Genomic DNA, 13,441 nt, shown 5'->3' with positions numbered 1-13,441 from the left:
CTTGTGGGAAGGATCAGTAAACATGACCAACTTTTTAAACATCCCGAATCGAAAAACCACGTTTACAGATCCCCAACACTCGTTCGGTTCTCACGCTCCCCCCGAGCCGCTAGCATTTCCCCATCACCCATCACCCATCACCCACCACCCTCCCCCTGCGCGGCCATCGACGAATACGCGCCATCACGTTTCGAGGGACTTCAAATCGTGGCCGTTGAGCCACCCGAATCAAATTCAGACGAGCACCAAACCATGACCCAGAACATCTACGACGACCCCGAATTTTTCCAGGGCTACAGCCAGATGAACCGCTCCATCGGCGGCCTCGATGCCGCGCCGGAGTGGCCGGCGCTGAAAGCCTTGTTGCCCTCCCTCCACGGTTTGCAGGTAGTGGATCTGGGTTGCGGTTACGGCTGGTTCTGCCGCTGGGCCAGCGAACAAGGCGCAGCCAACGTGCTGGGACTGGATGTCTCGGAGAAAATGCTCGAACGAGCGAAGGAAACCACCTCGGCCGCGAACATTCGTTACGAACGTGCCGACCTGGAACAGCTCGACTTGCCTGCGTGCACTTTCGATCTGGCCTACAGCTCGCTGGCCCTGCACTACATCAAGGATCTCTCGGGGCTGTTTGCCAAGCTGCATGCCGCGCTTAAACCCGGTGCGCATTTCGTGTTTTCCATCGAGCACCCGATCTTCATGGCACCGCGCAATCCGGGTTGGCTGGTCGACAGCGAAGGCCACAAGCGCTGGCCGCTGGACAGCTATCAGATGGAAGGCGAGCGGGTTACGAACTGGCTGGCGGACGGTGTGATCAAGCAACATCGCACGGTCGGGACACTGCTCAACGCGTTGATTGGCGCCGGATTCACGATTCAACACGTCAACGAATGGGGCCCGAGCGATGCCGAGGTGGCCGCGCAACCGGCGCTCGCCGAAGAACGCGAGCGGCCGATGATGATGCTGGTCGCCGTACAGCGCTGACCGCAAAAAGAAAGGGCCGATCCAATCGGCCCTTTTTCGTATCAGCGTGTGGCGACGATGAACAACCGCGGAAACGGCAACAACACCGAACCATCCGCCAGCGCCGGATAAGCCTTCGCAACCTCCGCCAGATAATGCGCCAGATACTCCGCCCGCTCCGCTTCCGTCAGCGGGCTGAGGAACGGAATCAAACCACTGCCCTTGAACCACTCGACAACGCCTGAAGCCCCGCCCGCCAACTGATGGTGATAGGTGGTGCGCCACACATCGACCCGCGAGCAATGCGGACGCAGCATCGAGAAATAGGCGCTGGCATCCGCCATTTCCGTCCGCTGCCCCGCCGCACCGGCCAGTTTGCTGGCCCACGGCCCGCTGGCTGCCACTTCACGCATCAACCGATGGGACGGCTCGTTGAGGTTGTCCGGCATCTGAATCGCCAGACTGCCACCCTGCGCCAGCTTGCCCGCCAGCGCCGGCAACAACGTCCCGTGATCCGGCACCCACTGCAACACCGCGTTGGCGAAGATCACATCGAACGGCCCTGCATCCGCCCACTTATCAATGTCCGCCACCTCGAACTGCAACTCCGGCAGACGCTTACGCGCGGCCTCGATCATGTCCGGCGAGCTGTCGAGCCCCTGCACTTTCGCCCCCGGGAAACGCTCCACCAGCAGCTCGGTCGAGTTGCCGGGGCCGCAACCGATATCGACCACGGAGCGCGCCTCCCGCGTGGGAATCGCCGCCAGCAAGTCACGGGCCGGGCGGGTGCGTTCATCTTCGAAAGCGACGTATTGTTTGGCGGACCAGGTCATTGCGTTCTCCTGTCTTGGACGTTTTGGCGAAACGTGGAAAAAGCGGCTGCCGTCACGATACAGCGAACGTGTTTATCTGCCTTCCCCTACCTACGTCCGATATCGCCGGGATCACGGTCTGCGGCGGTTTCCATTGAGAGCAAAAAACTGTAAGCAGAATTTTCCTCCCTCCCCCGTTGTCTGAATTTCAAGCTCTCCCCACAAGGAACACCGCCATGAAATTCGCAAAGATTTCCCAGACGCTCGCACTCTGGGCCGGCAGTCCGAAGACGTTCATGGGGGCTTTGATTCTGATCGGGTTGTGGGGGTTGAGCGGGCCGATTTTTCATTTCAATGACACCTGGCAGCTGATCATCAACACCTCGACCACGATCATCACGTTCCTGATGGTGTTCCTGATCCAGAACACCCAGAACCGCGATACCGACATCCTGCATTTGAAGATCGACGAGTTGTTGCTGGTAACCAAAGAAGCGCAGAACGCGATGCTCGGGCTTGAAGCGCTGGATCTCAAACAACTTGAAGCGTTGCGCAAACACTACCGGGCATTGGGTGAAGGCGAGGTTTTCAACCTTGACGGGTTGGGTGAAAAGAGCAAACCGAAGCAGGACCTGAATGACTGTTGAGCAAAAAAAACGGCGCCTCGAGCGCCGTTTTTGTTCAACCGGTTTCAGCGACTGGCTTGCAGCGCCCGCGCCATTTCCAGGTGGCTTTGCAACTTCGGCAGGGTCTCGTCGGCGAAGGCCTTGATCTCCGGCACGTCGGTAGTCTGTGCTTCCTGCTGGATCTGTTCGATGGCTTCTTCCGTGGCTTTGACCTGGCTCGCGGCGTAAGCCTGATCGAAAGACGCGCCGTCCTTCACTTCCGGAATCAACGCCTTGGCCTTGTCGGCGATTTCTTCACGAGGGGCGATGGGCAAATCCAGCTTCTTGGCGATTTTCGCCAGATGCTGGTTGGCCGTGGTGCGGTCGTTGATGACCACGATGGTGTAATCCTTGACCTCTTTGGATTCGGCCTTGCTGTGGGCCTGGCGGCTGGCCTCGATGTCGGCCATGCCTTTGGCCGAGGCTTCGTTGATGAAGTCGGCGGGCGACTGGGCAAATGCGCTGCCGGCACTCAGGCCCAGCAGGGTGACAAAACTGATGTTGCGTACTCGGGTGGCCATCCGGCTCATGGTCGCGCCCTCCTTCTCGGCAAATTCAAGCGGGAGCTTGCGCCCCCGCCTCTCAATCAAAACAACCTTCGCCGACTACTTCGATTTCTGAGCGGGCTTGCGGCCCATTTCAGTTTTAGGCTCTTTATCGACAGTCGTGGTGGTGGTTTTCCCACCCTTGCGACCGGCTTCAGAGGCCTTCGTTCGATCGTTGGCAAAGTTTCCCGAGTTCGAGTTTCTTGAGTTAGGCATGATTCTCTTCCTCTTGGTATTGATCGTCAGCGAGCAGATGCCCGCCTGGATTGAGAATTCGCCAGCCCCCAAAGGTTTAGAAAAGTTGCCGTTGCCGCGACGAACGGCGACCGCCAGTCAGATATCCCGCGCCCGATGATTTTCCCGTTTTGCGGCGTACATGGCCTGATCGGCGTGGCGAAACAGTTGCTGCTCATGATGGCCATGTTCGGGAAAACGCGCGACGCCGATGCTCGGCTCGATGTGCAGGTTGTGCCCGTCCAGACGCATGGGTTGCACCAGCACCTGTCGGATCTTTTCCGCCACGCTGTCGGCATCGTCGGGGGCGTGGACGCTGTGCAGCAGCACCACGAACTCGTCGCCACCGATCCGCGCCACGGTGTCGGTTTCACGCACGCAGCCCTTAAGGCGGTTGGCCACGGTCTGCAGGAGCATGTCGCCGACGCCGTGGCCGAAGGTGTCGTTGACCTGCTTGAAGCGATCCAGATCGACATACAGCAGCGCCATGTGCCCCGAGGTTTCCCGAGCGCTGGCCAGCGCCGCCTTCAGCCGATCACGCAACAATTCGCGATTGGGCAATTGGGTCAACTGATCGTATTGCGCCATGCGCCGCAGGCGGGCGTGCAATTGCTGGCGCTCGATGGCGGTGGCGACCTGGGCACAGACGTATTGCAGCAGTTCCTTGTCGCGCTCGGTGTAGCGTTCGCCGCCGGGCAGGCTTTTGACGATCAGGGCGCCAATGGTGCCGTTCTTCGAGTTCAACGGCACGCCGAGCCAGCAAGGCGATTGCTGCCCCGCCACCAGCGCTTCGAAGCCTGCCGGGGCCTGCGGGCAATCCGGGGTCAGCAGGATCGGCTGGCCGCTGCGGATGACCTCGGCGCACAGCCGACCGGTCACGGTACCGGGTTGCTCCGGTTGCAACTCGTCATCGTCGACGTGATAGGGGAAATTCAGTTTTGCGCAGTGTTCGTCGTACAGCGCCACGGAGAAATTCAGCGCCGGCAGCCACTCGCCGATGATCGTATGGATGCGTTTGAACAGCGCCAGCAGATCCTCCGCCGCATGGGCCGCTTCGGAGATCGCATACAACGCCGCCTGACGGGATTCGGCGAGTTTGCGCTCGGTGATGTCCCGGGCCACGGCGATGCGCAGTTGATCGACTTCCGACCAGCGCGCCGACCAGAGGATGTGCACAAGACTGCCGTCCTTGCGCACGTAGCGGTTTTCGAAATTGTGCTTGGGCTCGCCGCCCATGATGTCGCTGGCGGCGGCCAGGGTGCGTTCACGGTCGGCGGGATAGACGTAGTCGATCATCGACTGGCCGATCAACTCGTCAGGGGTATAGCCGAGAATCCGCTCGCAGGCTGCGCTGACAAAAACAAAGCGACCTTGTTTGTCGACCGCGCAAACGGCGTCCAGCAACAGATCGATGTAACTCGCCAATGGCGCAGAATTTCGGCTTTCCATGGTTCAGCGTGGGTGTCCGGGCAATGCAGCACTGATCAACCGTCCCTGACCTCGACCTCGCGTCCCAGCGATTTTCTTCAAGTCTTGCTCGGCATCAGCCCCGGCAACGCGTGCACCAGAGCATTGATGGCGAAACCGATGAACATTACCCCGCACAGCCGGGTGATGGCCAGTTCATGGCGCTGATACAGCGTACGCACCTGACGGGCGCCGACAACGCCAATGAGAATAGCGTAGGCAAGCAATCCGCCGAGGAAGCTCAAGGCGATCAGCATCGGCAGCATCGACCAGTTGAGCAGTTCGGCACGGCTCGACAGCAGCGCGGTGAACGTCGCCACTGCCACCGGGTAGGCCTTGGGGTTGGTCAGGCCGAACAGGATGCCGTGCCAGAACGGCTGACGCGCCGCGCCCTGGGGCTGCTCGCCGTTGCTCCGTTTGGCCCGCACCGCACGCCAGCCGAGCCAGAACAGGTACAGACCGCTGAGTACGCCGAGCACATCGAATGCGGTGCTGCCGATTTCCCGGGCGCCGACAATCGCGATCAGCGCGGTGCTGCACCAGATCACATCGCCCAGCAGATGCCCGCACAGGAATCCCGCCCCGGCCCGACGACCGCGCGCGGCACCAATGCCGAACACCGCCAGCACACCCGGCCCCGGCGTGATGCCGTAGATGAAACCCGAGGCCAGCACGGCCATAAGCAACGATGGAGTCATGGAATACCTGCAAGCGCCGGAAAACGTGGCCGCCAGTCTATCCCAGCGGTTTGTGAATATTCACGACTCGTTGAAAAAACGCATCCCCGCGTAGGGCTTTTGCCGACACGCGGCCAGTCGCGAGGCCAGATCGCCGACATGCGCTTCGAGCTTGTGTCCGTCCGGGTCGAGGAAGTAGAACGACGCACCTTCGCTGCGGTTGTCGCGCCATTCCTGCACGTTCGCGGCGCGAAGCTTTTGCACGAACCGTGGAAAGTCCGCTGCATCGAGGCTGAAGGCGTAATGGGTGTAGTCGGCGGCAGGCTCGGGTTGGCGTTGCACATCGAGGGACAGGCACAACCACAGGCCCGGGAGAGACAGGTAGGCACCGGCATCCCACGTGGCCTCGACTCGCAGCTTGAGGACGTCGCGATAGAACGCAAGGCTGCGATCCAGGTCGCTGACGGCGAGGGTCAGGTGGTTGAGGCCGGTGAGCATCGGTCAGTAACCTCGCAGGTCTTCGGGGATGGGGTATTGCTTGCCGTCGTAGGTCAGGGTGATTTGGGTGTTTTTCAGGTCGGTGGTTTTGGAAACGCACTCTTTGCCTGACTGGGTCGAGGTGTACACCACACCACTTGAGGAAACGATCAGGTCAGCGAAGCCATTATGGCTGGATGGGCCGATTTCCACGGTCCTGAGGATTTTCGTGTCTTTGGTATCGCACTCACCGCCACCCTCACCAAATTCCTTGCGAATGACCAGCCCTTCCAGCACCGGGCGCAACTTGCTGCCTTCGCGCACATACAGAGCCAGATCGGTTTTCGCGTACGGGTTGGCCCGAGAAAGCTGATCGGCAAACTTCGTACGCAGGCCAAATGCGCGAACGTCGGACGCCAGGCGGTAGCGAGCCGTGTCGATGGTCAGGTCCTCGAAACGGATGGCATCGGAGTTGTAGGCTCCAGGCTTGGCGTAAGTCGCCAACGGCTTGGCATTCGCGGCGTTGAGGAGCGACAACTCCAGATCGAACACGCCGTCGTGATCACCTTCGGAGTCGGACACGAATGTGGATTTTGCCGAGATCGCCTTGTCCGGGAAGGCCGGCCACACTTTGCAGCGTGACAGGGAGTGACCGTCAAATTTCTTTATCTCACAGGCGGCGTGGGCCTGAGTGGTGACGGCCAGAAAGCCGAGGGCGATGAGAAGTCGAGTCGGGGTGAGCATTGTTCTTCCTTGATAAAAGTCGCGTTGGTTCTGTATCACTCGATGGCCTGGAAACCTTTAGGCAAGACGTACGATTTTCCGTCGTAGCGAAGGGTTGTCAGTTCAGGGCTGCTGACACTGGTTTTATCTTCGCAGGCATCCCCTTCTCCCACACTGATCGTATTTGTTTGCTGGGTTTTGACGATCAAATCCGCATAACCATGGGAGCTGGTTTTAGCGATTTCGACTGTCCTCGAAACCTCAAAGCGCTGGCTATCGCAATTGCCATCCCATTCGCCACCATATTCAGAAACAACCAACTGACGCAGGACCGGGCGTAGTTTTTCGCCCTCTCTCACGTAGAGCGAGAGTTGAGTTTCATCCACTGGAGTAAGGCGAGATCCGTTTGAAAGCCGCACTCGGACACCAAACGCTCGAAGGTCGGAAGTGAGCTTGTAACGGGCAGTATCAAGAGTCAGTTCATACACTGCCACACCATTCTGCTCAAACGCAGCGGCCTGGTGATAGGTAGCAAGTGGCTCTGTTTTGCCGTCCTGAAAAACTGACAAGTCGAAGTCATAGATGCCGTTCGAGTCGACATCACCCGGCGTAGGTTTGCGCTTGAACAGAGCTTTTGCGCCAATAGTCAGCCCCGGATACGCCGGCCATTCCTTGCACACGGAATAGTCCAGTACCCCCGTCACAGGCACAGGCACACAATCAGCCCACACCTGCCCCGCCATCAGCGCCCCGCAAAGCGCCAGACACCCCATCACTCCAGACTTCACTGTCATGCCCCACTCCTTGATGTTTTTCAGCCGCGCACTATCCCCTCCCCGATCCGCCGATTCAACCAGTTCAACGCCTGATCCCCGCCCCGCCGCTTGTGCCATGCCGAGACAAAGGTAAATGGTGCGATCTCGAACGGCGACGGCACGACGATCAGCGCCTCCTCATCAATATCATTCAACGCCCGCGAAGCCACGGTCAGGATCAGATCCGTGCCACTGATGAACTGCGGCGCAACGCTCCAGTGCGGCAGGCTGACGGCAACGCGGCGGCGCTCGCGCAGGGCGGTCAGGGTACGTTCGATTTCCGGGGTGCCGCTGCCGCGCATTTCCAACAGGACGTGAGGTCGGGAAAGGTAGGTTGGCAGGTCGAGAACACCTTCGGCGGGAAGACTCTGGCGATCCAGCAGGCAGACATAGCGCTCTTCGAACAGCGGCGTGCTGTGCAACTCGCCGGGCAACTCCGGGAGCACGCCGGCAGCCAGGTCAATGTCGCCGTTGAGCAAACCTTCAACCATCCCTTCGCGACTGGCATGGCTGATTTGCAGATCAATGCCCGGAGCCTCCGCGCGCAACGTGCGAATCAGGCCGGGCAGGATAATTGCCGCTCCGTAATCCGACATCGCAAGCCGAAAGGTCCGACGCGCGCTGGCCGGGTCGAAGGTGTTCGGCGCCAGCAGCGATTGCACCTGGGCCAGGGCTTCGGCCAGAGGTGTAACCAGTTCCAGCGCCCGGGCGGTAGGCACCAGCCCTGAACCGGCACGTACCAGCAATGGATCACCGAGCAAGTCGCGCAAACGGGCCAACGCATGGCTGACCGCCGGTTGACTCAAGTGCAGACGCTCGGCCGCACGGGTGACGTGCTGCTCGCCGAGCAAGGCGTCGAGGATCACCAGCAGGTTGAGATCGATGCGCCGAAGATCATTCATCTGATGCATGTTCCGCATGACAAAACAGAATTTAAATCTGCGCGACGAATACCCTAGAGTCCAGCAAAACCTTTGCTGGAGAGTAATCATGAGTACGTTGCAGTGGACCGGTCTGTTGTTGCTGGCGGCAGTGGCCGGGGCCGTCGTACCGTTTCAAAGTGCGATCAACACCAACCTGGCCCGGGGGCTGGGCCATCCGTTATGGGCGACGTTGGCGTCATTGCTGGTCAGCGTGCTGGTGTTGTTGCCGGTGATTGCCGCGCTGCGTTTGCCGTTGCCATCGCTGGCATTCATCGGCAAGGCGCCGCTGTGGATGTGGGCCGGTGGCGCGTTCGGGGTGTGTTTTGTGGCACTGGCGGTGATGCTGGTGCCGAAACTCGGGGCATCGGGTTTTGTCGCGCTGGCACTGGCCGGCCAGGTGCTGGCCTCGATGGTGCTGGATCACTTCGGGTTGTTCGGATTGATGCAAAAGCACCTGACATTCCCGCGGGCTTTCGGGGCGGCGTTCCTGATTGCGGGGGTGGTGCTGATTCAGTTCGGCGAGACGGCAACCAAATCACCGGTACCGGCTGGCTGATCGTTCCCGCCACCGGAACGACCAGCCGTAGCCTCAGTATTTGTCGAGCGTGCGCAGCTTCTGCGGCAGCCCCCACAGCAACAACGCCGCCGCAATCAGCGCCGCCACACCGATGACATACAGCGCAGGTGTGGTGCTGCCGGTCAGGTCTTTGATCCGGCCGACCATCACCGGGCTGACGATGCCGCCAAACTGCCCCAGGGTGTTGATCACCGCAATCCCGCCCGCCGCACCCGCTCCAGCGCCCGCCAGCAGTTTGGGTGGCAGGGTCCAGAAGCTCGGAATCGACGCGATGATCCCGGCCCCCAGCAACCCCAGAGCGACGATCAGGAACGTGGTGTGACTGGCGAAAATCCCCGCACTGAAGAAGCCGATGGCACCGACAATCACCAGCCCCGCGACAAATTTGCGCCGCTCACCCGTGGCATCGGACAGACGACCGATCACCACCATGCTGATCGCACCACAGATGTACGGGATCGAGGTCAGCAGTCCGATCATCACCGGGCTCTCGGTGCCGGCACTGCGGATCAGTTGCGGGGCCCAGAAATTCAGGCCGTAGGACGCAACCTGGATCAGGAAGTAGATCAATCCCAGTGTCAGGAAACCCGGAATCTTCAGCGCCGCCAGCAAAGAACCGCCGCTCTTGTGCGGTTCGTGATGAGCGATGCGGCTGGCCAACAGCTTTTTCTCTTCCGGAGTCAGCCAGTGAGCGTCCTCGATGCGGTCCTTGAGCAAGGTCAAAACCAGAAAGCCGAGGCCGACGCAGGGCACGCCCCCCAGCAGAAACAACCAGTGCCAGCCGCGCATCTGCAACACGCCATCAAGGTGTTCCAGCACCAGTCCGGAGAACGGCGCACCGACCAGCCCGGCAAACGCCGAGGCCAGAAACAGCATCGACGTGATGCGGCCACGGAAATGCTGCGGGAACCACAGCGTCAGGTAATACAACACGCCGGGGGCGAAACCGGCTTCCATCGCGCCGATCAGAAAGCGCAGCACGTAGAACTGCCATTCGCTGTTGACGAACACCATCAGCGCCGTCGCCACACCCCAGGACATCATGATCCGGGCGATCCAGCGTCGTGCGCCGACCTTGTACAACATCATGTTGCTCGGCACTTCGAACAGCACGTAACCGACCACGAACAGCCCGGCACCGAGACCGTAGGCGGTGTCACTCAGGCTCAGGTCAGCCTGCAACTGGAACTTGGCGAAGCTGATGTTGATGCGGTCGAAGAAGGCGAACAGATAGCAGACCATGATCAACGGCATCAGGCGCCAGGCGACTTTGCTGACCAAGGCTTTTTCGGCGTCGTGATCGACGGACGGGCTCGTGCCCGCCTCCATTACATTGAGGCTCATAGTTTTTTCTCCAGGCGGACTGCCGGTGGGCGTCCGATTGTTTTTGTTGTCTGGTTCGGGTTGAGTCAGTGAGCGCGTGAATCAGGTGGGAAGCGGGTGCAGGTCGCAATTGCGTCCGGCCTTGGCCAGTTGCCCGGGCACCTCATGACCCAGCAGCGCGGGCAAGCCGCGGGAGAGTTTCAGCAGCAACGGCAGGTCGATGCCGGTGTGAATGCCCATTTCATCGCACAGGTTCACCAGGTCTTCGGTGCAGATATTGCCCGATGCGCCGGGCGCAAACGGACAGCCGCCGAGCCCGCCCAGTGCCGCGTCGAAACGCCGGGCACCCGCTTCGTAGGCCGCCAGCACGTTGCACAAACCCAGGCCTCGGGTGTTGTGGAAGTGCAGGGTCAGGTCTTGCGCCGGAACGCGCTGCAACACCCGCCGCACCAGTCGATCGACCTGTCTCGGGTTGGCCATGCCGGTGGTGTCGGCCAGGGTGATGCCCTGAATACCGAGCGCCTGATAAGCCTCGACGATTTGCAACACGCGGTCTTCGTCGATCACGCCCTCAAACGGACAACCGAACGTCGTCGCGATGCTGCCGTTGAGGCGCACGCCCGAGCCGCTGACGAAGCTCACGATCTCGCCAAACGCCGCCAACGAGGCTTCGCAACGCATGCGCATGTTCGCCAGGTTGTGGGTCTGGCTGGCGGACATCACCAGGTTCAGTTCGTCGGCCTCGGCCTCCAGGGCCCGTTGCGCGCCCTTGAGGTTGGGAATCAGCGCGACGTAAATCACCCCCGACTGGCGCTGGATGCCCTTGAACACCTGCTCGCCATCGCGCAGGGCCGGGATCGCTTTCGGCGAAACGAACGAGCCGGCCTCGATGCGGCTGAATCCGGCCTGCGACAGTTGATTGATCAGGGTGATCTTGTCCTCGGTCTCGACCCAGGTCGGCTCGATCTGCAACCCGTCCCGGGGCGAGACTTCCTGGACGATCAGGGCTTGCGAGTAATCGCTGATCATTGCACGACCCCCTGTTTTTTCAGGCGGTCGATGTCCGCAGCGCTCAAGCCGAGACCGGCAAGAATGGCGTCGGTGTGCTGGCCGAGCCCGGGGCCTGACCAGTTCACCGTTCCTGGCGTTTCCGAGAGTTTGGGCACGATGCCCGGCATCTTCACCGTCGTTCCGCCCGGCAGTTCGGCGTCGAGCAACATGTCCCGCGCCTGATAGTGCGGATCGGCAACGATATCGGCCACCGAGTAGATGCGCCCGGCCGGTACTTCGGCGACTTCCAGGGCCGCGAGCACGTCGTCGATCGGCAGGCTGCTGGTCCAGTGAGTGATGGCCGCATCGAGCAGGCCACTCTTCGCGGCACGGCCGTCGTTGTGGGCGAATTCTTCGGCGTCGGCCAGATCATCGCGACCGATCACCTGCATCAGGCGCCTGTAGATCGGGTCGCTGTTGCCGGCGATCACCACGTAGGCGCCGTCGGCCGTGAGGTAGGTATTGGACGGTGCGATCCCCGGCAATGCGCCGCCGCTGCGCTCACGGATGTGACCGAGCATGTCGTATTCCGGCACCAGGCTTTCCATGACGTTGAACACGCTTTCGGCCAGCGATACGTCGACGATCTGCCCACCGCCCTGGCCGGTCTTGACCCGCAGCAGCGACATCAGCGCGCCGATCACCGCATGCAGTGACGCCAGTGAATCACCCAGGCTGACCCCGACCCGCGCCGGCGGCGAACCGGGGGTGCCGGTGGTGTAGCGGATACCGCCCATGGCCTCGCCGATCGCACCGAAACCGGGGCGGTCGCGGTAGGGGCCGGTCTGGCCATAACCGGAAATGCGCACCAGTGTCAGGTTAGGGTTGAGCGCGTGCAGCACGTCCCAGCCGAGACCGAGTTTTTCCAGCGCGCCGGGACGCAGGTTTTCGACGATGACATCGGCATCGCTCGCCAGTTGCTTGACCAGCTCGATGCCTTCGGCGGACTTGAGGTTGAGGGCCAGGGATTTCTTGTTGCGCGATTGCAAGTACCACCACAGCGACGTCCCCTCGTGCAGCTTGCGCCATTTGCGCAACGGGTCGCCCTGCCCCATGGCTTCGATCTTGATCACGTCGGCGCCGAATTCGGCAAGCATGCGCGCGGCAAACGGCGCGGCGATCAGGGTGCCGATTTCGATCACTTTGATTGCACTCAACGGGGCAGTCATCGCGAGATACCTCTTGTTCTTGGAATTGCGGCCAAGGCTAGAGGAACGTCATTGCTGCAATCCAGCCGTCACTCGGCAACAAGCGTTCGCCAAATGCGAACGCTCAGGTGTCTGCGCGCAAATGTTCGAACAAGAGCCGGCTCACCGGCGACAACCCGGCCTCGTCTCGTACGACCACGATCAAATCACGATCCGACCAGTCATCGGTCAACGGCACCGCTTGCAGTCCCAACGCTCGACCGAACAATTCATAGGCACGCTGAGGCAGGATGCCGATGCCCATGTTGGCCTGAACCATCCGGCACATGGCATCGAATCCCGGTACATGGATGCGGATACGCAGAACCTTGCCGGCCTGACGGGCGGCCGCGTGGGTACGCATGTTGATCGAACTGGCGGCGTGCAGGCCGACATAATCGCTGTCCAGGGTTTCACTGAAAGCCACGGATTCGCGCCCGGCCAACGGATGCGCGGGAAGCATGACCACCATCAGCTTGTCCCGGCGATAGTGCACGCTCTGCAAGCTTTTGACGTCGCTGTCGCAGGAACAGATGCCCAGATCCGCCACACCATCAAGCACACCCTGAATCACCCCGGCGCTGGGCCGCTCCTCAAGATCGGTCTTGACCTGCGGGTGCTGCGCGGTGAAGGCGCGCAGGTCTTCCGGTAGAAACTGAATGATCGCCGACAGGTTCGCCAGCATCCGCACATAACCGCGTACGCCGTGACTGTGCTCGCCCAGTTCGAGGCCCATTTTCTCGACGTTGAACAACATCTGCCGGGCGTGGTGCAACAGGGTTTCGCCGGCCGGAGTCAGGATCATGCCCTTGGCTTGACGCACGAACAGGCTGATGCCGAGCGCCTCCTCAAGCTCCATCAAACGCTTGCTCGCCGCCGACACGGCAATGGCCTCGCGAGCAGCCGCGCGGGTCAGGGTGCCTTCCTCGTGCACGGCGACGAACAGTTGCAGGGTTATCAGATCAAGGCGACGGGTCAGGTTTTTCTGCAACATGAGGCACTCATT

General features: G+C 61.0%; 16 protein-coding genes. 3 read left to right on the top strand and 13 right to left on the bottom strand.

Annotation, left to right across the window (positions count from 1 at the left end):
- Positions 1-252 precede the first annotated feature (252 nt).
- Positions 253-981, top strand: a complete 729-nt coding sequence (locus DLD99_RS07385; RefSeq protein ID WP_114881773.1) for a class I SAM-dependent methyltransferase — start codon at positions 253-255, stop codon at positions 979-981.
- 41 nt (positions 982-1,022) lie between these two features.
- Here DLD99_RS07385 and tam read toward each other — a convergent pair whose 3' ends face one another.
- On the bottom strand, positions 1,023-1,793 hold the full coding sequence (gene tam, locus DLD99_RS07380) for a trans-aconitate 2-methyltransferase (protein ID WP_114881772.1): 771 nt from the start codon (positions 1,791-1,793) through the stop codon (positions 1,023-1,025).
- Positions 1,794-2,008: 215 nt separating this feature from the next.
- Here tam and DLD99_RS07375 point away from each other — a divergent pair, with 215 nt between their 5' ends.
- Complete coding sequence (locus DLD99_RS07375) at positions 2,009-2,419, top strand: low affinity iron permease family protein (RefSeq protein ID WP_085710209.1); 411 nt, start codon at positions 2,009-2,011, stop codon at positions 2,417-2,419.
- Positions 2,420-2,463: 44 nt separating this feature from the next.
- Here DLD99_RS07375 and DLD99_RS07370 read toward each other — a convergent pair whose 3' ends face one another.
- From DLD99_RS07370 to DLD99_RS07335, 8 genes are all read right to left on the bottom strand, one after another.
- Positions 2,464-2,967 (bottom strand): DUF4142 domain-containing protein, encoded by a 504-nt coding sequence (locus tag DLD99_RS07370; protein WP_085710208.1) that lies wholly within the window; start codon positions 2,965-2,967, stop codon positions 2,464-2,466.
- Between the two features lie 75 nt (positions 2,968-3,042).
- Positions 3,043-3,198, bottom strand: a complete 156-nt coding sequence (locus DLD99_RS07365) for a KGG domain-containing protein (protein WP_082302357.1) — start codon at positions 3,196-3,198, stop codon at positions 3,043-3,045.
- A gap of 117 nt (positions 3,199-3,315) precedes the next feature.
- Positions 3,316-4,665, bottom strand: a complete 1,350-nt coding sequence (locus tag DLD99_RS07360; RefSeq protein WP_085710207.1) for a sensor domain-containing protein — start codon at positions 4,663-4,665, stop codon at positions 3,316-3,318.
- A gap of 77 nt (positions 4,666-4,742) precedes the next feature.
- Complete coding sequence (locus DLD99_RS07355; protein ID WP_114881771.1) at positions 4,743-5,381, bottom strand: LysE family translocator; 639 nt, start codon at positions 5,379-5,381, stop codon at positions 4,743-4,745.
- Positions 5,382-5,441: 60 nt separating this feature from the next.
- On the bottom strand, positions 5,442-5,858 hold the full coding sequence (gene fos / locus DLD99_RS07350; RefSeq protein WP_114881770.1) for a fosfomycin resistance glutathione transferase: 417 nt from the start codon (positions 5,856-5,858) through the stop codon (positions 5,442-5,444).
- 3 nt (positions 5,859-5,861) lie between these two features.
- The gene (locus DLD99_RS07345; protein WP_114881769.1) at positions 5,862-6,581 is read right to left on the bottom strand and encodes a PA3715 family protein; all 720 of its coding nucleotides are present in this window, start codon (positions 6,579-6,581) and stop codon (positions 5,862-5,864) included.
- A gap of 35 nt (positions 6,582-6,616) precedes the next feature.
- A complete protein-coding gene (locus tag DLD99_RS07340; protein WP_114881768.1) occupies positions 6,617-7,354 on the bottom strand; it encodes a PA3715 family protein in 738 nt (245 codons plus the stop codon).
- 20 nt (positions 7,355-7,374) lie between these two features.
- Positions 7,375-8,286, bottom strand: a complete 912-nt coding sequence (locus tag DLD99_RS07335; protein ID WP_208647515.1) for a LysR family transcriptional regulator — start codon at positions 8,284-8,286, stop codon at positions 7,375-7,377.
- A 79-nt stretch (positions 8,287-8,365) separates the two neighbouring features.
- Between DLD99_RS07335 and DLD99_RS07330 the strand changes: the two genes are divergently transcribed.
- Positions 8,366-8,854: a DMT family transporter gene (locus tag DLD99_RS07330; protein ID WP_114881766.1), complete on the top strand. Its 489-nt coding sequence runs from the start codon at positions 8,366-8,368 to the stop codon at positions 8,852-8,854.
- Positions 8,855-8,887: 33 nt separating this feature from the next.
- Here the strand turns inward: DLD99_RS07330 and DLD99_RS07325 are convergent, their stop codons facing one another.
- From DLD99_RS07325 to DLD99_RS07310, 4 genes are all read right to left on the bottom strand, one after another.
- A complete protein-coding gene (locus DLD99_RS07325; RefSeq protein ID WP_114881765.1) occupies positions 8,888-10,219 on the bottom strand; it encodes an MFS transporter in 1,332 nt (443 codons plus the stop codon).
- Positions 10,220-10,300: 81 nt separating this feature from the next.
- Complete coding sequence (locus DLD99_RS07320) at positions 10,301-11,227, bottom strand: hydroxymethylglutaryl-CoA lyase (protein ID WP_114881764.1); 927 nt, start codon at positions 11,225-11,227, stop codon at positions 10,301-10,303.
- Positions 11,224-12,417: a CaiB/BaiF CoA transferase family protein gene (locus tag DLD99_RS07315; RefSeq protein ID WP_114881763.1), complete on the bottom strand. Its 1,194-nt coding sequence runs from the start codon at positions 12,415-12,417 to the stop codon at positions 11,224-11,226. Before DLD99_RS07315 ends, DLD99_RS07320 begins: the two co-directional genes overlap by 4 nt.
- 103 nt (positions 12,418-12,520) lie before the next feature.
- Positions 12,521-13,429, bottom strand: a complete 909-nt coding sequence (locus tag DLD99_RS07310; protein WP_114881762.1) for a LysR family transcriptional regulator — start codon at positions 13,427-13,429, stop codon at positions 12,521-12,523.
- Between the last annotated feature and the right edge of the window lie 12 nt (positions 13,430-13,441).

This window comes from Pseudomonas kribbensis (assembly GCF_003352185.1).
Lineage (GTDB): Bacteria > Pseudomonadota > Gammaproteobacteria > Pseudomonadales > Pseudomonadaceae > Aquipseudomonas > Aquipseudomonas kribbensis.
Note: the sequence above shows the minus strand (reverse complement) of the source record. Positions and strands in the feature narration are given on the sequence as shown.

Coding starts and splice junctions, on each gene's coding strand:
- DLD99_RS07385 (WP_114881773.1), top strand. CDS start 253: ATGACCCAGAACATCTACGACGACCCCGAATTTTTCCAGGGCTACAGC.
- tam (WP_114881772.1), bottom strand. CDS start 1,793: ATGACCTGGTCCGCCAAACAATACGTCGCTTTCGAAGATGAACGCACC.
- DLD99_RS07375 (WP_085710209.1), top strand. CDS start 2,009: ATGAAATTCGCAAAGATTTCCCAGACGCTCGCACTCTGGGCCGGCAGT.
- DLD99_RS07370 (WP_085710208.1), bottom strand. CDS start 2,967: ATGAGCCGGATGGCCACCCGAGTACGCAACATCAGTTTTGTCACCCTG.
- DLD99_RS07365 (WP_082302357.1), bottom strand. CDS start 3,198: ATGCCTAACTCAAGAAACTCGAACTCGGGAAACTTTGCCAACGATCGA.
- DLD99_RS07360 (WP_085710207.1), bottom strand. CDS start 4,665: ATGGAAAGCCGAAATTCTGCGCCATTGGCGAGTTACATCGATCTGTTG.
- DLD99_RS07355 (WP_114881771.1), bottom strand. CDS start 5,381: ATGACTCCATCGTTGCTTATGGCCGTGCTGGCCTCGGGTTTCATCTAC.
- fos (WP_114881770.1), bottom strand. CDS start 5,858: ATGCTCACCGGCCTCAACCACCTGACCCTCGCCGTCAGCGACCTGGAT.
- DLD99_RS07345 (WP_114881769.1), bottom strand. CDS start 6,581: ATGCTCACCCCGACTCGACTTCTCATCGCCCTCGGCTTTCTGGCCGTC.
- DLD99_RS07340 (WP_114881768.1), bottom strand. CDS start 7,354: ATGACAGTGAAGTCTGGAGTGATGGGGTGTCTGGCGCTTTGCGGGGCG.
- DLD99_RS07335 (WP_208647515.1), bottom strand. CDS start 8,286: ATGCATCAGATGAATGATCTTCGGCGCATCGATCTCAACCTGCTGGTG.
- DLD99_RS07330 (WP_114881766.1), top strand. CDS start 8,366: ATGAGTACGTTGCAGTGGACCGGTCTGTTGTTGCTGGCGGCAGTGGCC.
- DLD99_RS07325 (WP_114881765.1), bottom strand. CDS start 10,219: ATGAGCCTCAATGTAATGGAGGCGGGCACGAGCCCGTCCGTCGATCAC.
- DLD99_RS07320 (WP_114881764.1), bottom strand. CDS start 11,227: ATGATCAGCGATTACTCGCAAGCCCTGATCGTCCAGGAAGTCTCGCCC.
- DLD99_RS07315 (WP_114881763.1), bottom strand. CDS start 12,417: ATGACTGCCCCGTTGAGTGCAATCAAAGTGATCGAAATCGGCACCCTG.
- DLD99_RS07310 (WP_114881762.1), bottom strand. CDS start 13,429: ATGTTGCAGAAAAACCTGACCCGTCGCCTTGATCTGATAACCCTGCAA.